Here is an 18641-nt window from a genome sequence, read left to right as displayed (position 1 = left end):
GCGCAACGAAGGCAGGGCTTGGTGAAGTGTCCGGTCCCTTCGACAGGCTCAGGGACCTCCCGCACGATGACGGCATGGCGTGGTGAAGCGCCCGGCCCCTTCGGCAAGCTCAGGGACCTCGCCCGCGCGACAGCGGCGGAGCGACCGCGCCTCAGCTGTGCGTGTGGAGCGTCGCGTCGTGCAGGTGCCGGTCGCCGTGCGACAGCACCTTGACCATGACGCCGCGACGACGCAGGTCGGCGACCGCGCGCGTCTCGTCCTCGCGCGTGAGGCCGAGTGCGTGCACGCTCGCGACGACGAGGACGTCGCCGCGCGTGAGGGTTCCGAAGAACCGGTCGAGGCGGCCTGCCCACCCCTCGAGCGTCTCGGGGGCGGGGTGACGGAAGCCCTCGATCGGCACGCCGAAGCGGGTCAGGTCATCACGCTGCTGCTTGACCGACTCCATGTCGGGGCGTGAGACCACGAGGCCGACCAGGCGGGATCCCGACGGGCGGGCGCGCCACCAGTCGCGGTCGCTCTGCAGCTCGGTGAAGCACTTCGGGCACTCGGCAGCCGCGTGCGCGAGAGGCACGGGGCTGGTCCCGGCGGCATCCGCAGATGACGGCATCGTCGGGATCGGATCGCTCATGGAAACCTCCACCTCCATTGTGCCGTACGGCCGCTCCGAATCCCCCGTTCCGCCCGTCGGCCGCCGTCCCGGCCGTGTACAGCGCACCCGCGTCCCGACCGCCCGCCGACGCCGCGGGCCCGCTGCGCGACGGGCCCGGGAACGACGGGGTGGACTCAGTGGGCCGAGTATCCGCCGTCGACGAGGTGGTAGCTGCCCGAGATGAACGACGCGTCGTCGCTCAGCAGGAACAGCGTGAGCGCGGCGACTTCGGCATCCGTTCCGAGGCGACCGGCGGCGTGCTCGGTCTCGAGGTGCGCGAGCGCTTCGGGCGAGAGGCTGGCGCGCACGAGGGGGGTGTCGATGAAGCCGGGGCCGACCGCGTTGGTGCGAACACCCTGCGCGGTGTACTCGAGCGCGGCGACCTTCGTGAGTCCGACGAGCGCGTGCTTGGTGGCGACGTAGGCCGAGCTCTGCGCGATTCCGACCGAGCCGAGCACCGAGGCCATGTTGACGATCGCGCCGCCGCCCGAGGCGACGATGGCGGGCAGCTGGAACTTCAGTCCGTAGAAGACGCCGTCGAGGTTGATCTAGCGCACGCGGTCCCACGCATCGACGTCGTAATCGCCGATGGTGGCGGCGGGGCCACCGATGCCGGCGTTGTTGACGGCGAGGTGGAGGCCGCCGTAGGTCTGCTTCGCGAAGTCCACGGCTGCTTCGGAGTCCTGCCACTTCGCGGTGTTCTGCGCGAACGCGGCGGCGGTTCCGCCGGCCTCGGTGATCTGCGCGACGACCTTCTGCGCGGCGTCCTCGTTGATGTCGGTGACGACGACCGAGGCGCCTTCGCCGGCCAGCTTCCGTGCGATCTCGGCACCGATTCCGCTTCCGCCTCCGGTGACGAGGGCGACCTTCTGGACGAACCTGCTCATGGATGCTCTTCTCTCCCGCCGTCGAGTCGCCACGACTTTCGCGGTGACCGCATGCGCATGAATGGAAACGGCGCGGAGGGGCGGGGTATTCCGCGTCAGTCGTCGTCGCCGTCGTCGATGCGCAGCTCGAGGCTGAGCTGGTCGGCGTCGAGTTCGGCGAGAGCGTGCCGCAGCGCAGCCGTGCTGTACCGGCCATCGCGGCTGAGCGCCCCGAGGCGATGACGCATCGCCTCGATCGAGGCCAAGCGCAGCTCGAGCAGATCGCGCACCCTCTCGGTCGCCTCCTCGTCGGGCGGCCGCACGACGAGGGCGCCGGCGCGCTCGACCAGCTCGGGGGAGAAGGCGTCGCCGTTGCGCCGCGTCAGCGCGCCCGAGGCCACGGCGGCGACGGCGGCCTCGCGCAGCTCGAGGTCGAGGGCCTGCTGTTCCTCGCGCGACGGCCCCTCTCCGCCCTCGCCGGTGAGTCCGACGGCGCGCACGATGGGCCCGAGGGTGAGCCCCTGCAGCACGAGGCTGAACAGTGCCACGAGGAACGCGACGAAGATCAGCAACGGCCGCTGCGACGTGTCGGTCGGCAGCGTCTGCGCAGCAGCCAGCGTGACGACACCGCGCATCCCGGCCCAGACGATGACGGTTCCGTGGCGTGCCCCCAGCGGGGTGTCGCGGTAGTAGTCGAGGTCGGCCATGGTGCGCGAGATACGGCTGCGCATCCAGCCGATGCGCCGCTCCGCGCGCTCGGGATTCGCCGCCGATGCGCCGAACTGCTCCGGCGCGTTGCGGTAGGCCGCCTCGAAGCGATCGAGTCGCTCCTGTGCTCCGTCGATCCGCTCCTGATGTCGGTCGGTCCGGCGGCTGCGGCGGCCCTGCACCCAGACGAGGTTGGACACGTACAGTGCGCGCACCGCGAGGGTGATGCCGAGGGCCGACAGGGCGAGCCAGGTGCCGTGCCAGAGTCCCTCGTGCTCGCGCAGGTTGGCGGTGACGATGTCCTTCAGTTCGAGGCCGAACACGAGGAAGACCCCGCCCTCGAGGATCAGCTCGATCGTGCGCCAGTTCAGCCGGTCGCTCATGCGCTGCTCGGGCGTGAAGCGACGCGCCGCTCCCTGCCCGGTGACGATCCCCGCGACCACGGCGGCGACGAGTCCCGAACCCCCGAGGTGCTCGGTGGGGAGGTAGGCGATGAAGGGGATCGTGAAGCTCAGCGCGGTGTTGGCCGCCGAGTTGGTGACGCGCTCGCGCACGCGCAGGTTCACCCAGCCGACGACAGCGCCGAGGACGAGCGCGATCACGACGGCCCAGGCGAAGTTGGCCAGGGCGTCGCCGAAGGCGAATCCGGATGCCACGGCGGCGACCGCCGTGCGCAGCATCACCAGCGCGGTGGCGTCGTTGAGCAGGCTCTCGCCCTCGAGCATGGTCACGACCCGCGGCGAGATGCCGAGGCGTTTCGCGATCGAGGTGGCCACGGCATCCGTCGGACTGAGGATTGCGCCCAGCGCGATGCCCAACGCGAGGCCGAGCCCGGGGATGACCGCCCAGAAGAACACCCCGAGCACGAGCGAGCTGAAGACCACCAGCAGCACCGAGAGCCCCGCGATGGGGGCGAAGTCGCGGCGGAACTCGATCGCGGGCAGCTGCACGGCCGCGGAGTACAGCAGGGGCGGGAGGACGCCGATGAGGATGACCTCGGGGTTCAGCGCGAAGGGCGGAACGAACGGCAGCAGGCTCACGGCCGCGCCGATCGCGAGCAGCACGAGAGGCCCCGCGACGTTGAAGCGCGGCGCGATGACGGTGGCGAGGGCGACCACGACCACCCCGGCGACGACGAGGAGGAGGGGATCGATCACCCTCCGAGGCTAGCCCTCCGCCCGCGGCGCCCTCGATGCGCGAGCCCGGTCTCTGCCCTCAGCTCTCGGCGCGGACGGCGGCGGCGACCGCCTCGAGGCCGGTGAGGGTCTCGGCGAAGCTCGTCGACAGGGGAGACAACCCGATGCGCAGTCCGTGCGGGTCGCGGTAGTCCGGGATGACGTCCTGACGCCACAGGCGTGCCGTCACCGCGCGCATGGCGGGGTGCGACAGCGTGACGTGGCCGCCACGCTCCGCGGGGTCGCGGGGCGAGGCGAGCCGCACACCGAGCGGGGTCAGCAGCGCATCGCTCGCGCGGAGGGCGAACTCCGTCAGCGCGATCGACTTCTCGCGCACGGCGCTGATCCCGGCCTCCTCGAGCAAGTCGAGGGTGTCCTGCATCGCGATCATCGCGAGTACCGGGGGAGTGCCCGACAAGAAGCGGCGCATGCCATCGGCGGGCCGGTAGACCGGGCCCATCGAGAACACGTCGGCCGCTCCCATCCACCCCTGCACGGGTTGCGCGAGGACGCCCTGGTGGCGCGCGGCGACGTACGCGAACGCGGGGGAGCCGGGCCCGCCGTTGAGATACTTGTAGGTGCAGCCCACGGCGAGATCCGCGCCCCACGCGTCGAGCTCGACCGGAACCGAGCCGGCGGAGTGGCAGAGGTCCCACAGCACGAGGGCCCCGGCGCGATGCGCGATCGCGGTGAGCTCGGCCCCGTCGGCGAGGAATCCGGAGCGGTACGACACGTGGCTGAGCAGCACCACCGCGGTCCGTCGACTCACGGCGGCGTCGAGCAGATCGGCATCCACTCCCCGCGTCGTGTCGACGTCGACCCACACCAGACGCGCACCGCGCTCGGCGGCAATGCCCTCGACGAGGTAGCGATCGGTGGGGAAGTCGTCTCGACCCACGACGATCTCGACCCGCTCGGGATCGGCGGCCATCTGGAAGTCGAGCGCGGCGCGCAGCAGCTTGTACAGCAGCACCGTGGTCGAGTCGCCGATCACGGTCTGACCGGATGCCGCGCCCAGGGCGACCCGCCCGATGCGGTCGCCGATGGCGAAGGGGAGGTCCATCCACGACTCGTCCCACCCGCGGATGAGACGACCGCCCCACTCCTCGGACACGAAGCGCGAGAGCCGCTCGGCCGTGGCCCGCGGCGGTCGGCCCAGTGAGTTGCCGTCGAAGTAGACCAGCGAGGTCTCGGCTCCCACGAAGGCGTCGAGGTGGGCGGCGAGGGGATCGGCCGCGTCCGCACGTGCGGCGGCGTCGCGGAGCGAGCGGTGGGGCACCTCGAGCGCGTCGACGGAACCGAAGTCGGGGGTGGGATCAGTCGACACGGGTGAACTCCTCGGTGGGGACGACGGTTCCGCGGCTGAGCCACGTCGCCACGTCGTCGGGGTCGGTGGGGGCGGGGCCCGCGATGAACGTCGACACCGCGTCGTCGGACCGGACCGCCGGCCACGGATCGGTCAGCGCGTCGATGAGCGCGTCGCCCCGCACCTCGGCCTCGTGCAGGGCGAGCAGCTCACGGCGGTTCAGGCCGACGGGCAGCGAGCCGTTGCCGAGGTCGGTGCCGTAGAGCACGCGCCCTCCGCGCGCGGCGAAGGCTCGGAGGTTCGAGATCGCCCGCGCGCGGTCGGCGCCCTTGTGGATGTCGAGCGTCGAGATCCACGCCTGTCCCCCCGCCACCGCACGCGAGATCTGCCGACGGGTCACGGGTTCGTCGAAGGGTGTGTGGGCCAGGGCGTCGACTCCGGCCGCGATCGCCCGGTCGACCTGCCCGCGCCCTTGGGCGTGCGCGACGGTCGGCAGGCCGCGCTCCCGCGCAGACGCCACGATGGCCGCGAGCTCCTCGTCGGACACCACTGGCCCGGCGTCGGCGTGCAACGCGATCTTGATGACCGAGGCCCCGGCATCCGCCTGCTCATCCACCGCGGTGCGGGCTCCGCCCTGGACTCCCGGATGCCGAGACGCGTCGGTGATCGTGCGCACGACGGCCGCCGGGGCCCACGACCTGCCCGAGGGGTATCCGCCGGGTGCGGTCAGGAAGGCTCCGGCGAACGACACCCGCGGCAGGCCGGAGCCGCGCCGGGCGAGGGTCATCGGATCGCCGCCGAGGTCGACGACCGCGGCGATCCCGCGAGAAGGCAGGCCCGCGGCGTCGATCAGGTGCAGGTGCACGTGATGATCGACGAACGCGGGCAACGCCATGCCGAGCTCTGCGGTGAGCGCGCGGCGCACCGGCCACGCGGCGGAGAGGGTCACACCGACCCGATCAGATCAGCGAGAGCTCGCGCAGCTTCGACTCGACGTCGGCGTTGGAGGGCTCGACGTGGTGGCTGGAGTCGGGGTAGACGACCACGGGGATGCTGGTGCGACCCGAGATCTCCTTGGCGACGTCGGCGGCCGACGGGTCGGCCACGAGGTCGATGTACTCGTAGTCGATGCCGAGCTCGTCGAGCTGCTTCTTCGTACGGATGCAATCGCGGCACCAGTCGGCGCCGAACATGCGGATGGGTGCGTCGGAGGACATATCTCCAGCGTACGCCGCCCCCGGCAGCCGGGCGTCAGGCCGTGACTTCGTCTTCCAGCGGCTCGATGGCGTGGACGACCTTGCTGACGCGGCTCTTCTTGGGCGCGTAGACCACGAGGGCGTGGAACACGAAGCGCACGACGAACGCGGCGACGAGGGTCAGCGCGGCAGCCACGACGCTCTGGAAGTGCGCCTGGCTCACGAGCACCCAGATCACGGGGATGCGCACGATGGCCTCGACGCCGTTGAAGGTGAACGACTTCACGAAGCGATGACGCATCAGCCCCGACTCGGCGCGCATGTCGGCGAAGACGAGGTACTCGAGGGCGAGGAAGTTGGCCACGATCGTCACGATGCTCGCGACGACGGCGGCGATGAGGTACTGCATGCCCACGGCCTGCAGCGCCCACATGATCGCCAGGTTCGCGAGGGCGCCGAGACCACCGACGAGCGCGAAGGCCGACATGCGGCCGAAGCGGAGCATGGTCAGCTGGATGAGGAAGCGCATGCCCTGGCTGAACGAGGCCTTGGATTCGCCGGCGAAGCGGGGAGCGAACGAGAACGGCACCTCGGCCACGCGCATCTGCTTGCGGGCGAGGATCTCGAGCAGGATCTTGAATCCGCGGGGCTGCAGGGTGTCCATGTCGAGCGAGCGACGGTCGACGAGGAAGAAGCCCGTCATCGGGTCGGAGCAGTTGTGCAGCTTCTTCGGGAACATCGCCTTGGTCAGCAGCGTCGACGCGCGCGAGACCGTGGTGCGCACGGCGTTGGCCAGACCGTCGGAGGTGCCACCGGCGATGTACCGCGAGGCCACGACGACGTCGGCGTCGCCCTCTTCGGCGCGCGCGAGCAGCTCGGCGATGACCTCGGGCGGGTGCTGCAGGTCGCCGTCCATGACGACGCACCGGTCGGATTCCGCGGCGCGGATGCCCTCGACGACGGCGCCGCCGAGACCGCCCACGGGGTCGTCGCGGTGGATCAAGCGCACGGGGATCTCGGCGCCGGCGGCCACGGCCCGGATGATGTCGGGGGTGTCGTCGGTGGAGTCGTCGACGAAGATGACCTCGACCGTGCGGCCGAGCAGTGCCTGCGTGGTGCGCCGGACCAACTCGGCGACGTTCGGGCCTTCATTGAAGGTCGGAACGATGACGGATAGATCCATGGGTGCTCGCGTTTTCGTCGGTAAGTCAGAAATACACAGCGTAGACCGGCCGACGCGTGCTCAATCTGGGATTGTGGCGGAGTTCCCTGGGAGGTAGCGGATGTTCACCCCTGTGATCCATGAGAAACCGCCCGTGAGACGGCGAAAACGCGGTGTCGTCATCCGATGCTCGCACGCAGGTCGTCGACCGTCATGCCGTAGTTGACGCGGATGACGGGGAGGGCCAGCTTGTCGGTGCCGATGCGCACGTAGCCGTGCTCGATCGTGCGGCCCAGGTCGAACCCGGCCTGTCGCACTCCTTCTTTCGTCGTGTCGTCGTAGTGGCCGTAGGGGTAGGCCACGACCTCCTTCGCCCCCAGGATCTGAGCCGATTGCTCGAGATCTGCCGCGATCGTGGGCGCGTCGTCGTTCACCATCCGCCCCCGGCCGTTCGCCCCGGCTCGATGCATGTCGTGCGTGTGCGAGCGCTGCACGACGAACGGGTTGGGCGCGGGCGCGGTGCGGGCCGACGTGATGACGAACGAGGTCGTGAGCACCTCGCGCGCGGCGACGATGGGGGCGGCGAGATCGAGCCACGAGCTGTCGGCGTCGTCGTCGGTGACCACGACGGATCGCTTGGGCAGGTAGAGGCGCCCGTCGATGAAGGCGCTCACCTCGTCCCACGTCGGCAGGTAGAACCCGCCGTCCTGCACGTACGCCATCTGCGCATCGAAGTCGCCGATGAGCGAGAGGGTGCTCGCCGCGCTCGCGTCGGCGTACCAGCCGGCGAAGACGCGACCCGGCTGCGCGGGAAGGGGGAGTGCCTCGTACCGCGCACCGATGGTCTGCAGCTGCGGGGCGAGCGCCAGCGAATCGCCCTCGAACGACACCGCGCAGACATTCGGATCGGCGGCGGTCGCCAAGAGCTGCTCCGCCGGCGTGAGCGGAGTCGGCGTGGGCGTCCCAGCCGGGGTGGGACTCTCCGCGGTGGGCGAGGAGCCGGTCTCCGGCCGAGCGACGCCGCGGGTGACCGCGAGAGCCGTCACGCCGGCGGCGATCAGGACGACGGACAGGACGGCGGCGACGACGGAGCGGCGTCGACGGACGGCGCGCGAAGTGCGGCGGCGCTGCGCGACTCGGGTGCTGTGCATGGGGCCTCGGGATCGGGTGGGCGAATCGGCGAGAGCATAGTGAGATGACGCGAACGCTCGGATACGCGATTCGATCCGCGCACGCCCGTCGCGGGAGGATGAAGGAATGATCCGCATCGGCATCGTCGGCACGAGTTCCATCTCCGAGCAGTTCGCCCGCGCCGTGGGTGTCGTCGACGGGGTCGAGGTGTCGCGCGTCGCCTCCCGCGACGCGACGCGGGCGCGGGAGTTCGCCGATCGCGTGGGCGCACCCGGCACCGCCGAGGGGCTCGACGCCCTCCTCGCCGCCCCCGACGTCGACGCCGTGTACCTCGCGAGCCCGAACGCGGTGCACGCGGAGCAGGTGCGCGCAGCGGCGGATGCCGGCATCCCGGCCCTCGTCGAGAAGCCCGCGGTCCTGACCGCGGACGAATGGGATGCAGCGGTCGCCCACGCACGCGAGCGGGGCGTCGTGCTGCTCGAGGCCATGCGCAGCGCCTACGACCCCGGGCTGGCGGAAGTGGAGCGGCTCGTGCCCCGGCTCGGACGACTGCGTCGTGTCTCGTTCCGGTACGAGAAGCGCTCGGCGCGGTACGACCACGTTCTCGCGGGGGAGCAGACGAACATCTTCGACCCCGCGCTGGGCGGCAGTGCGCTGCGCGACCTCGGGGTCTATCCGTTGCACGTTCTGGTGCGGCTGTTCGGTGCGCCGCGCGCGCTGCTCGGCGCACGCGTCGGCATCGCCTCCGCGACCGACGGCCTCGGTTCGGCGCTCGCCGCCTACGACGGCTTTCTCGCCGACGTCGCGTGGTCGAAGATCACCGACACGTCCCTGTTCAGCGAGATCCAGGGCGAAGACGCCTCGCTCGCGATCGATGCGATCGAAGCCCCTCGACTGCTGACCCTCACTCCGCGTGGGGGCGCGGCAGAGGTCATCCGTGTCGAAGCCCCCGACAACCCGATGGTCGGAGAGATCGAGCGCTTCCGCGACGCGATCGGTGGCGTCGACATCGCCCGCGATCAGGAGCTGACCGGGCTCACGCTGCGGGCGATCGACCAGATCCTCGCGGTTCCGCTGCTCTGAGGATTCACCTCCCGTTTCCCCCAGAAGAAGAGAATCGGCGGATGACGCGAGACGGCCGGGTGGGGGAGGTGTTCCGGGCGTTCCTGCGCCTCGGAGTGACGTCGTTCGGGGGACCCGTCGCGCATCTCGGCTACTTCCGCGACGACCTCGTCGTGCGGCGCCGGTGGATGGACGATCGCGCCTACGCCGACCTCGTGGCCCTGTGCCAGTTCTTGCCCGGACCGGCTTCGAGCCAGGTCGGCTTCGCCATGGGTCTGCAGCGCGCGGGCATCCTCGGCGCGCTCGCCGCGTTCCTCGCCTTCACCCTGCCCTCCGCAATCCTGCTCGTGCTGTTCGCCGGCGGGGCGGCGCTGGTGGGGGGACCGATCGGCGACGGAGTGCTGTCGGGCCTCAAGATCATCGCGGTGGCCATCGTGGCGCACGCCGTGTGGGGGATGGCGCGCACCCTCACCCCCGACGCCCGCCGGGCGGGCATCGCGGTGGCGGGGCTCGGGCTCGCCCTGTTGCTGCCCGCGGCGCCGGGGCAGCTCGGCGCCCTCGCCGTCGGCATCGTGGGCGGGCTGCTGCTGCTGCGCGGAGTGCCCGAGCCTGAGGGGCCGCGGGTGCCGTCGATCGGCGTGCCACGGGCTGTGGCGATCGCATGCCTGGTCGGGTACGTCGTGCTGCTGGTCGCGCTGCCCCTTCTCGCGTCCGCGACGGGCGCCGGCGCGGCGCAGCTCGTGGACGCCTTTTACCGCGCCGGAGCGCTCGTGTTCGGCGGAGGCCACGTCGTCCTGCCGCTGCTACAGGCGGGCGTCGTCGAGACCGGATGGGTGTCGTCGGGCGATTTCCTCACCGGCTACGGCGCCGCGCAGGCCGTGCCGGGTCCGCTGTTCACCTTCGCGGCGTACCTCGGGTCGATCTCGAACGTCGGCCCCGGGGGCGTCGCGGGTGCCGCCCTCGCGCTCGCCGCGATCTTCGTCCCCGGGTTCCTCGTGCTGGTCGGAGTCCTGCCCTTCTGGGATGCCGTGCGCGAGAGGCCCCGGGTACGCGCGGCGATGCGCGGGGCGAACGCGGCCGTGGTCGGCATCCTGGCCGCCGCCCTCTACACACCGGTCTTCACGACCGCGGTGACCGGTCCGGGCCCGTTCCTGCTCGCGGCGGTGGGCTTCGTGCTGCTGACCGCGTTCCGCGCACCGGCATGGGCCGTGGTCATCGTGGGCGCGGCCGGGGGAGTGGTTCTGGCCTTCCTCTGAGTCCGCCCCACACGTCGGGATCGATGCCAGGATGAGCACACCGCAGCGCCGCGGCGAGCATCCTCGAGGGAGAGAACCGTGTTCCACAGCCCCCACCCGAGCGTCGAGATCCCCGACCAGAGCATCTACGACTACCTCTTCGCCTCCCTCGACGACGCTGATCTGGCCCGCGTCGCGCTGATCGACCCGACGTCGGGGGCCGAGACCACCTACGGCACACTGCGGCAGCAGGTCGACGCCTTCGCCGGGGCCCTCGCGCACCGGGGGGCCGACACCGAGACGGTCGTGGCGATGCTGTGTCCGAACGTCCCCGCGTTCGCCACCGTCTTCCACGGCATCCTGCGCGCCGGGTCGGTCATCACCACGATCAACTCGCTCTACACCGAGCGTGAGATCGAGACCCAGCTCCGCGACGCGCGAGCCACGTGGCTCGTCACCGTCTCGCCGCTGCTGCCCCAGGCGCGCGAGGCGGCCCGCGCCGTCGGCATCCCGGACGATCGGCTCATCGTGCTCGACGGAGCCGACGGACACCCCGACCTGCGCTCGCTGCTGGCCGAGGGGCGCACGCCTCCGGAGGTGCGGTTCGACCCCGCCACCCACACCGCGGTGCTGCCCTATTCGTCGGGGACGACGGGTGTGCCCAAGGGGGTGATGCTCTCGCACCGCAACCTCGTCGCCAACGTGGCGCAATGCCGGGTCGTGATCGAGATCGCCCGCGACGACCGGGTGCTCGCGGTGCTGCCGTTCTTCCACATCTACGGGATGACCGTGCTGCTCAACCTCGCGCTGCGCCAGCGCGCCGCCCTGGTCACGATGCCGCGCTTCGACCTGACCGACTTCCTCACGACGATCCAGGATCGCCGCTGCACCTTCCTCTTCATCGCCCCGCCGATCGCGGTGGCGCTCGCCAAGCACCCGGCCGTCGAGCAGTTCGACCTCTCGAGCGTGCACAGCGTGTTCTCGGGGGCCGCGCCCCTCGACGGTGAGACGGCCGAAACCGCCGGGCGACGCATCGGCGCGCGGTTCTACCAGGGCTACGGCATGAGCGAGCTCAGCCCCGTCTCGCACGCGATCCCGGGGAACTCCGACATGCCGGTCAGCTCGGTCGGCGTGCTCATCCCCAACTGCGACGCGAAGCTCGTCGACCCCGAGACCGGAGCCGAGCTCGAGGAGCACGGCGACGACGGTCTCACCGCGCCGGGCGAGATCTGGGTGCGCGGACCGAACGTCATGCTGGGCTACCTGAACCGCCCCGACGCGACGGCCGAGACGCTCGACGCCGACGGCTTCCTGCACACCGGCGACATCGGCGTCCACCACGTCGACGGGTACTTCACGATCGTCGACCGGCTCAAGGAGCTCATCAAGTACCACGGGTATCAGATCGCCCCGGCGGAGCTCGAAGCCCTGCTGCTCGCGCATCCGAAGGTCCAGGATGCCGCGGTCATCGGCGTGCGCGACGACGAGGGCGAGGAGATCCCCAAGGCCTTCGTGGTGGCGGCTCCGGATGCCGGCCTGACGGCGGAGGACGTGATGAGCTTCGTCGCCGAGAACGTCGCTCCGCACAAGAAGGTGCGCCGCGTCGAGTTCATCGACGTCATCCCCAAGTCGACCTCGGGCAAGATCCTGCGGAAGGACCTGCGCGCGCGCGAGGCCGCGGCCTGACACACGACGAAGGGCGGGGCGTCTTGCGACGGCCCCGCCCTTCGTGGGTGCGGACTACGGTGCGATCAACGCACCGGACTGGGCGGCGGCCTCTTCGGCACGCTCGCCCTCTTCCTTCTTGCCTCGGCGCTCGTCGGCGGCCTCCTGCAGCGCCGACTTCGCCCGCAGCGGCGGCGTGCGGAAGAACAGCGACAGCACGAAGGCGAGCAGCACCACGCCCATTGCGGTCCAGTAGACCGTCGTGGCGGAGTTGTTGAACCCGACGAGGAACGGCTTCGTCAGCCGTGCATCCGCGCCCACCAGGAACGAGGTGTCGTCGAGGGTCGACCCGCCGATCGAGGTGTTCTCGTCGCCCGCGGTGAAGCGGTCTTCGAGGGTGGTCGCCACGGTGTCGACGAAGGCGGCGCGATCCGTCGCGTTCGAGAAGTCGAGGCTGACCGTGCCGTCGGCGGCGACCCGTGCGACGGGCACCTGCTGCTGGATCTGCGTGGCGGCGGCCTGAACGGCCTGCGCCACGGCGGCCTGCGTCGCCTGCGCCTGAGCGGCCGCGGGGATCTGGCCGGCGGCGACCTGCGCGGCGACGGCCTGGGTCGCGGCATCCGTCGCCTGCTGCACACCCTGCTGTGCCTGCTGCGTCACGGCCTGGGTGGTCTGCGCGACGATGGGGGCGTAGATCGACGACATGATCTTCTCGTTCGCGGGCGCCGACGACACGGTGGGGTCGAACGCCGCGTCGAGCGCGTCGGTCAGGGTGCCGCGGTCGGAGAACGATCCGATGATGTTCGAGGGCATCAGCGTGAACAGCAGCGACAGCAGCACCGCGGTGCCGAGCGTTCCACCGATCTGGCGGAAGAACGTCGAGCCGCTCGTAGCCACGCCCATGTCGCGCAGGCCCACCGAGTTCTGGCTGGCGATGGTCAGCGTCTGCATCAGCTGACCCAGACCCAGGCCGATCACGAGCATCGCGACGGCGACGTGCCAGTAGGGGCTGTCGTACTTGAGGAACGTCAGCAGGAAGAAGCCGATCGACATCAACGCCGTGCCCAGGATCGGGAACATGCGGTACCGCCCGGTGCGGGCGATGATCTGACCGCTCGCGATCGAGGCGATCATGAGGCCGAGGATCATCGGCAGCATCTCGAAACCGCTCTGCGTCGGCGAGGAGCCGAGCACGAGCTGCAGGTACAGCGGCAGGGTCAGCATCGCGCCGAACATGCCGAAGCCCACGAGCACGCCGATGATGGTCGCCATCGAGAAGGTCGGCGACCGGAACAGCTTCAGCGGGATGAGCGCGTCGTCCTTCATCGCGGTCTCGGCGATGACGAAGGCCAGGATGCCGAGGGCGCCGATGACGTAGCAGGCGATCGCGATCGGCGAGCCCCAGCCCCACTCGCGGCCCTGCTCGGCCACGAGCAGCAGCGGGACGAGCGCGACGATCACGGTCGTGGCGCCCCACCAGTCGATGCGCACGGAGTGCCGCGGCTGCTTCGGAATGTGCAGGAAGCGCCAGACGATCGCGAGCGCGACGATGCCGATCGGCACGTTGATGAGGAAGACCCAGCGCCATCCGGTGATGAACAGGATCTGGCTGGCACCGGCGAACAGACCGCCGACGAGCGGGCCGATGACGCTCGAGATACCGAAGACGGCCAGGAAGTAGCCCTGGTACTTCGCGCGTTCGCGCGGGGCGAGGATGTCGCCCATGATCGCGAGCGGCATCGACATCAGTCCACCGGCGCCGAGGCCCTGGATGGCGCGGAACGCGGCGAGCTCGACCATCGAGGTCGAGAAGCTCGCGAGCACCGAACCGATGATGAAGATGAGGATGGCGATGAGGAACAGCGGGCGCCGACCGAAGATGTCGGAGAGCTTGCCGTAGATCGGCGTCGAGATGGTCGACACGATCAGGTAGGCCGTCGTGACCCAGGCCTGAAGGCTCAGGCCCTGCAGGTCGTCGCCGATCGTGCGGATCGAGGTGCCGACGACCGTCTGGTCGAGGGCGGAGAGGAACATGCCGGCCATGAGGCCGAAGATCACGAACATGATCATGCGGTGCGTCATGACCGTGTCGGTCGCCCCGGTGGTGGGGGAGGCCGCACGGGCGCGTCTGGTTTGAGTGATGTCTGACATCGGGGCCTCTTCGAGAGAAGGCCTGGCGGACGGCTCGGGGTAGCTCAGTCGGGCGCCAGGTGTTTGCTAAAAGTCAACAAATAGTAGCGCTGTCCGGAGGCGTCCGTAACCACCCGCGGCTGTGGGGAAGCTATGCGGGCGTTCGCGGCACGACGGATCGTCAGTGCGGCGCCTCCGCCGGTCACGAGAACAGGGGATGCCACGGGAACAGGGGGATATCGCGGAGAACGGCCTGTTCTCGACGCGCGTCCTGTTCTCCGCGCAGCGGGGCGCGGTGGAGAAGAGGATCTTCGCCAGGGAAAAGACGAAACCCCCGCCATGTAGAAGCTAGACGAGGGTTTCTAAGGTGACTGTAATGATCACCCTGTGGCTCCGACGGGCGTCGATCCCGTGACCTCACGATTTTCAGTCGTGCGCTCTACCAACTGAGCTACAGAGCCGAGCGACATGTCTGCCGCTTCCTAAACGAAAGGCCTCCTCGAAAGAAGGCCCGTCGCTGTGGAGCGACCCTGACGGGACTTGAACCCGCGACCTCCGCCGTGACAGGGCGGCACGCTAACCAACTGCGCTACAGGGCCATGCGTTTTAAATTGTACTTCACCGGAAAGTGACCCCAACGGGATTCGAACCCGTGCTACCGCCGTGAAAGGGCGGCGTCCTAGGCCGCTAAACGATGGGGCCGGATGAGCCTGAAACCTTGCGATTTCATCCTCGCTTGCCGACGACCGAGCCTACTTCACATCTTCGGAGATTGCCAATTCGGGGCGTGGCGTGCGGCTCCCGCGCGTGTCGAGGGCCAAGATGGGCCGCGGCAGCGGGAACTCGCCCTGTTGTACGTGTGACTCGTGTTGCTACTGTTGGCCGAGTTGCGACCGGTGAGATGAGGTATTCCCGTGACGCTCGAGCACCTCGACGAAACAGACGACTGCGGCTGCGCGCCCAGTCCGGCCGAAAAGCGACGGTTGTGGCCGACCTTCGACCGCCGTGGCGCGCTGAAGTTCGGCGTGATGGGGGCCGTCGCCGTCGGTGCGTTCGGTGCCGCGGCATCCGGCTTCAGTTCTCCCGCCGTCGCCGCCGATTACCCCTCGTGGGACGACGTGCAAGCCGCGAAGGCGAACGAATCCGCGAAGGCGGGTGAAATCGCGCGCATCCAGGGCCTCATCGCGGGACTGCAGTCCGAGGTCGCGCGCACCCAGGCCGAGGTGCAGGCGCGCTCCGACGAGTACTTCACCGCGCAGCAGGCCTACCTCGACGCCGACTACCGCGCGCAGCTGATCCAGACCCAGGCCGACGCCGAAGCCGCGAAGGCGACGGATGCCGCGACGAAGGCCGGCAAGGTCGCCGCGCAGCTGTACCGCTCGGGCGGAGACGACACCTCGCTCGACCTGTTCTTCTCGGGCTCGGCGGCCACGGCCGACGACCTGCTCGCCAAGCTCGGCACGATGGATAAGCTCCTCGAGCGCAATCGCTCGGTGTACGCCGCCGCCGTGACGGCCCGCGACAACGCCCAGCAGCTGAGCAACCAGGCCAACGACGCACGTGCCGAGCGCGACCGCCTGCAGAAGATCGCCGAAGACAAGATGGTCGCCGCGCAGCAGGCCGCTCAGGCCGCGCAGGAGGCCCTGGCCGCGCAGCAGGCCAACCAGGTCACGCTCGAAGCGCAGCTCGCGGCCCTGCAGGACACCACGGCCAAGACGATCGCCGACTACCAGGCCGGCGTCGAGGCAGAACGCAAGGCCCGCGAGGAGCGCGAGCGTCAGGCCCGCGAAGAGGCCGAGCGCCGCGACCGCGAACGCCGCGAGCAGGAAGAGCGCGACCGCCAGAACGCCGCGAACAACAGCGGCGGTGGCGGCGGGGGCGGAAGCAGCAGCGGCGGCGGCGGAAGCAGTGGCGGTGGCGGCGGCGGAGGCGGTGGCGGCGGAAGCGTCGTCGGGTCGGGCTGGGCTCGCCCGTCTTCCGCGTACACGTCGTCGGGCTACGGCCCGCGCACCGGCCAGTGCAGCGCAAGCTACTGCGCGAGCACCTGGCACCTCGGTCTCGACTTCGGCGCCAGCTGCTGGTCGCCCATCTACGCGGCCGCGGCCGGTCGCGTCACCTACGCCGGCCGCTACGGCGGGTTCGGCAACTACATCCGCATCCAGCACGACGACGGCTCGGGCACCGGATACGGACACATCGTCGACGGCGGCATCTACGTCTCGTACGGTCAGCGCGTGGGAGCGGGCGAGCAGATCGCCGCGACCGGACAGACCGGCAACTCCTTCGGCTGCCACCTTCACTTCGAGGTCTACCCCCCGTGGGGTGGAACCACCGATCCCGCGCCCTGGCTGCGCGATCGGGGCGTCTCGGTCTGACCGAGCCCACGAGAAAACCCCCGGTCGCAGGACCGGGGGTTTTCTCGTCTGCAGAAGATCAGAGGGTGTTCGGAGCCTCGCCCGAACCCTGCGTCTTGGTCTGAGCGTCGTGCTCGTCGAAGCGCGTGAAGGCCTCGGCCACGAGACGCTCGGCCTCAGCGGCATCCGCCCACTCGTCGACCTTGACCCACTTGTTGGGCTCGAGGTCCTTGTAGTGCTCGAAGAAGTGCGAGATCTCCTTCTTGGTCCACTCGTCGATGTCGTCGACGTCCTGGATGTGGTCCCACCGCGGGTCCTTGGCGAGCACGGCCACGACCTTGTCGTCACCGCCGGCCTCGTCGCTCATCTTCAGCACGCCGACGGGGCGCACCTTGGCGAGGATGCCGGGGTGCAGGTCGCGGTCGAGCAGCACCAGCACGTCGAGCGGGTCGCCGTCTTCGCCGAGGGTGTTCTCGAAGAAGCCGTAGTTGGCCGGGTAGCCGAACACCGTGTAGAGGATGCGGTCGAGGTAGACGCGGCCGGTGCCGTGGTCGACTTCGTACTTCACGCGGCTTCCGCGGGGGATCTCGATGACGGCGTCGAAAGCGCCCATACTCGTGCTCCTTAGATCTGTGGATTTCCGCGGCCCAGCCTAGTCGGGCGGGCGCGCGACGCCCACGCGGAACCAGACCGCAGGAGTTCGGGGTCGACGAGGGCCGACGAGACGCGGTGTCGGGGCCTCACTGCCGGGAACTCCTGCGTCATGTCCTGGGCGGAGCAGGCGGCGGCGCGGCCCGGCGATAGCGTGGAGACATGGATCACCGCCCCGGCCTCGACCCGTCCGTCGCCGAGGTGCGCCGTGCCGTCCGTGCGGCGCTCGACGAGATCGAGGGCACCGTCGTCGTCGCTCTGTCGGGTGGACCCGACTCGCTCGCCCTGGCGCTGGCGACCGCCTTCGAAGCTGTGCGCCGCGGCGTCCGGGCGCAAGCGGTGGTGATCGACCACGGGCTGCAGGAGGGGTCGGATGCCGTGGCCGGACGCGCCGCCGACGCCGCCCGATCGTTCGGACTCGACGCCCGGGTCGTGCGCGTCGAAGTCGTGTCGGCGGAGGGCCCCGAGGCCGACGCGCGTGCCGCGCGTTACGCCGGGCTCGCGCGGGCTGCGGAGGAGATCGGGGCGGATGCCGTTCTGCTCGGCCACACGCTCGACGATCAGGCCGAGACGGTGCTGCTCGGACTCGCCCGCGGATCCGGAACGGCGAGCCTGGCGGGAATGGCCTCCCGGCGTCGCGACGAGACCGGACCCACCTGGGTGCGCCCGCTGCTGGGCGTGCGTCGGCGCACGACCGTCGCCGCGTGCGCCGCGGAGGGTCTCGAGCCGTGGACCGACCCGCACAACGCCGACCCGATGTTCTCGCGCGTGCGGGTGCGAGAGCACGTGCTCCCGGTGCTCGAGGCCGAGCTCGGCCCCGGAGTTGCCGAGGCACTCGCGCGCACCGCCGAGCAGCTGCGCGAAGACGCCGCCGCGTTCCAGGAGATGATCGACGAGACGATCGAAGACATCGTCGAGCACGCCGAGGCGGGGATCTCGATCTCGGTGGCGGCCCTCGCCGCGAACCCCGCCGCGCTGCGCAACCGGATCATCCGCTACGTGGCCGACAGCGAATTCGGGGTCTCGCTCTCGCGCACCCAGACCCTCGAGGTCGCCCGGCTCGCGACCGACTGGCGCGGGCAGGGGCCGATCGACCTTCCGCGATGCCTGGCCCGCCGGGTCGGCGCCCGCATCGAACTGGTCGCGCGGGCGTGACCCCGGCGACGGTCGGAGTCTGAGCGTGCTGTCGTCCCGCGAGGCCGAGGAGCTGGCGCAGCTTCGGGAACGCGTCTACGGTGCGCCGTCGCTCGAGGCGATCCCTCCCGCGACGATTCGCCGCCTCCAGGAGTTGGAGGACCAGGAGGTCCCGAGCGCAACGGAGCCCGCTTCCGACGAGGTACCGTCCCCTCCG

Annotated in this window: 14 protein-coding genes, 3 tRNA genes and 1 pseudogene; 5 read left to right on the top strand and 13 right to left on the bottom strand. The window is 70.3% G+C overall.

Annotated elements, in window-relative coordinates; genetic code table 11:
* Positions 1 to 151: 151 nt before the first annotated feature.
* From ABXS86_RS08740 to ABXS86_RS08705, 8 genes and pseudogenes are all read right to left on the bottom strand, one after another.
* Positions 152 to 628, bottom strand: coding sequence for a dehydrogenase (locus ABXS86_RS08740; RefSeq protein WP_353664157.1), 477 nt, complete (start codon positions 626 to 628; stop codon positions 152 to 154).
* A 155-nt stretch (positions 629 to 783) separates the two neighbouring features.
* Positions 784 to 1536: pseudogene (locus ABXS86_RS08735) on the bottom strand (SDR family NAD(P)-dependent oxidoreductase).
* A 95-nt stretch (positions 1537 to 1631) separates the two neighbouring features.
* On the bottom strand, positions 1632 to 3380 hold the full coding sequence (locus ABXS86_RS08730) for a cation:proton antiporter (RefSeq protein WP_353664156.1): 1749 nt from the start codon (positions 3378 to 3380) through the stop codon (positions 1632 to 1634).
* Positions 3381 to 3438: 58 nt separating this feature from the next.
* The gene (locus ABXS86_RS08725; RefSeq protein ID WP_353666237.1) at positions 3439 to 4677 is read right to left on the bottom strand and encodes a kynureninase; all 1239 of its coding nucleotides are present in this window, start codon (positions 4675 to 4677) and stop codon (positions 3439 to 3441) included.
* Positions 4678 to 4714: 37 nt separating this feature from the next.
* Positions 4715 to 5653, bottom strand: coding sequence for a hypothetical protein (locus ABXS86_RS08720; RefSeq protein WP_353664155.1), 939 nt, complete (start codon positions 5651 to 5653; stop codon positions 4715 to 4717).
* Between the two features lie 10 nt (positions 5654 to 5663).
* On the bottom strand, positions 5664 to 5921 hold the full coding sequence (locus ABXS86_RS08715) for a glutaredoxin family protein (protein ID WP_103206884.1): 258 nt from the start codon (positions 5919 to 5921) through the stop codon (positions 5664 to 5666).
* Positions 5922 to 5955: 34 nt separating this feature from the next.
* The gene (locus ABXS86_RS08710) at positions 5956 to 7083 is read right to left on the bottom strand and encodes a glycosyltransferase (RefSeq protein WP_307208845.1); all 1128 of its coding nucleotides are present in this window, start codon (positions 7081 to 7083) and stop codon (positions 5956 to 5958) included.
* A gap of 158 nt (positions 7084 to 7241) precedes the next feature.
* Positions 7242 to 8213 carry a polysaccharide deacetylase family protein gene (locus ABXS86_RS08705; protein WP_353664154.1) on the bottom strand — a complete coding sequence of 324 codons (972 nt, stop codon included), beginning with the start codon at positions 8211 to 8213 and terminating at the stop codon, positions 7242 to 7244.
* A 106-nt stretch (positions 8214 to 8319) separates the two neighbouring features.
* Between ABXS86_RS08705 and ABXS86_RS08700 the strand changes: the two genes are divergently transcribed.
* The 3 genes from ABXS86_RS08700 (at position 8320) to ABXS86_RS08690 (ending at position 12176) form a co-directional block, all read left to right on the top strand.
* Positions 8320 to 9276: a Gfo/Idh/MocA family protein gene (locus ABXS86_RS08700; protein ID WP_353664153.1), complete on the top strand. Its 957-nt coding sequence runs from the start codon at positions 8320 to 8322 to the stop codon at positions 9274 to 9276.
* Positions 9277 to 9317: 41 nt separating this feature from the next.
* Positions 9318 to 10511 (top strand): chromate efflux transporter, encoded by a 1194-nt coding sequence (gene chrA, locus ABXS86_RS08695; RefSeq protein WP_353664152.1) that lies wholly within the window; start codon positions 9318 to 9320, stop codon positions 10509 to 10511.
* Positions 10512 to 10589: 78 nt separating this feature from the next.
* The gene (locus ABXS86_RS08690) at positions 10590 to 12176 is read left to right on the top strand and encodes an AMP-binding protein (RefSeq protein ID WP_307208852.1); all 1587 of its coding nucleotides are present in this window, start codon (positions 10590 to 10592) and stop codon (positions 12174 to 12176) included.
* Positions 12177 to 12230: 54 nt separating this feature from the next.
* Here the strand turns inward: ABXS86_RS08690 and ABXS86_RS08685 are convergent, their stop codons facing one another.
* From ABXS86_RS08685 to ABXS86_RS08670, 4 genes are all read right to left on the bottom strand, one after another.
* Positions 12231 to 14306: an MDR family MFS transporter gene (locus tag ABXS86_RS08685; RefSeq protein ID WP_409988215.1), complete on the bottom strand. Its 2076-nt coding sequence runs from the start codon at positions 14304 to 14306 to the stop codon at positions 12231 to 12233.
* 367 nt (positions 14307 to 14673) lie between these two features.
* Positions 14674 to 14746, bottom strand: a tRNA-Phe gene (locus ABXS86_RS08680).
* A gap of 64 nt (positions 14747 to 14810) precedes the next feature.
* Positions 14811 to 14884, bottom strand: a tRNA-Asp gene (locus ABXS86_RS08675).
* A 30-nt stretch (positions 14885 to 14914) separates the two neighbouring features.
* Positions 14915 to 14987 (bottom strand) — tRNA-Glu (locus tag ABXS86_RS08670).
* Between the two features lie 212 nt (positions 14988 to 15199).
* Here ABXS86_RS08670 and ABXS86_RS08665 point away from each other — a divergent pair.
* Entirely contained in the window at positions 15200 to 16660 is a 1461-nt protein-coding gene (locus ABXS86_RS08665) for a M23 family metallopeptidase (protein WP_353664151.1), read from the top strand.
* 58 nt (positions 16661 to 16718) lie between these two features.
* Here the strand turns inward: ABXS86_RS08665 and ABXS86_RS08660 are convergent, their stop codons facing one another.
* Positions 16719 to 17252, bottom strand: a complete 534-nt coding sequence (locus ABXS86_RS08660) for an inorganic diphosphatase (protein ID WP_144830087.1) — start codon at positions 17250 to 17252, stop codon at positions 16719 to 16721.
* Positions 17253 to 17452: 200 nt separating this feature from the next.
* Between ABXS86_RS08660 and tilS the strand changes: the two genes are divergently transcribed.
* Positions 17453 to 18445, top strand: a complete 993-nt coding sequence (gene tilS / locus ABXS86_RS08655; protein WP_353664150.1) for a tRNA lysidine(34) synthetase TilS — start codon at positions 17453 to 17455, stop codon at positions 18443 to 18445.
* Positions 18446 to 18641: the final 196 nt, after the last annotated feature.

The organism is Microbacterium sp. che218, from assembly GCF_040436305.1.
In the GTDB taxonomy this organism is placed as follows: Bacteria; Actinomycetota; Actinomycetes; order Actinomycetales; family Microbacteriaceae; genus Microbacterium; species Microbacterium algihabitans.
This window is presented reverse-complemented; position numbering and strand designations above follow the sequence as displayed.

What these genes read in the sequence shown, in the direction of transcription:
- ABXS86_RS08685 (WP_409988215.1), bottom strand. Translation starts at nt 14,306, where the DNA reads ATGTCAGACATCACTCAAACCAGACGCGCCCGTGCGGCCTCCCCCACC.
- ABXS86_RS08700 (WP_353664153.1), top strand. Translation starts at nt 8,320, where the DNA reads ATGATCCGCATCGGCATCGTCGGCACGAGTTCCATCTCCGAGCAGTTC.
- ABXS86_RS08660 (WP_144830087.1), bottom strand. Translation starts at nt 17,252, where the DNA reads ATGGGCGCTTTCGACGCCGTCATCGAGATCCCCCGCGGAAGCCGCGTG.
- ABXS86_RS08740 (WP_353664157.1), bottom strand. Translation starts at nt 628, where the DNA reads ATGAGCGATCCGATCCCGACGATGCCGTCATCTGCGGATGCCGCCGGG.
- ABXS86_RS08710 (WP_307208845.1), bottom strand. Translation starts at nt 7,083, where the DNA reads ATGGATCTATCCGTCATCGTTCCGACCTTCAATGAAGGCCCGAACGTC.
- chrA (WP_353664152.1), top strand. Translation starts at nt 9,318, where the DNA reads ATGACGCGAGACGGCCGGGTGGGGGAGGTGTTCCGGGCGTTCCTGCGC.
- ABXS86_RS08705 (WP_353664154.1), bottom strand. Translation starts at nt 8,213, where the DNA reads ATGCACAGCACCCGAGTCGCGCAGCGCCGCCGCACTTCGCGCGCCGTC.
- ABXS86_RS08715 (WP_103206884.1), bottom strand. Translation starts at nt 5,921, where the DNA reads ATGTCCTCCGACGCACCCATCCGCATGTTCGGCGCCGACTGGTGCCGC.
- tilS (WP_353664150.1), top strand. Translation starts at nt 17,453, where the DNA reads ATGGATCACCGCCCCGGCCTCGACCCGTCCGTCGCCGAGGTGCGCCGT.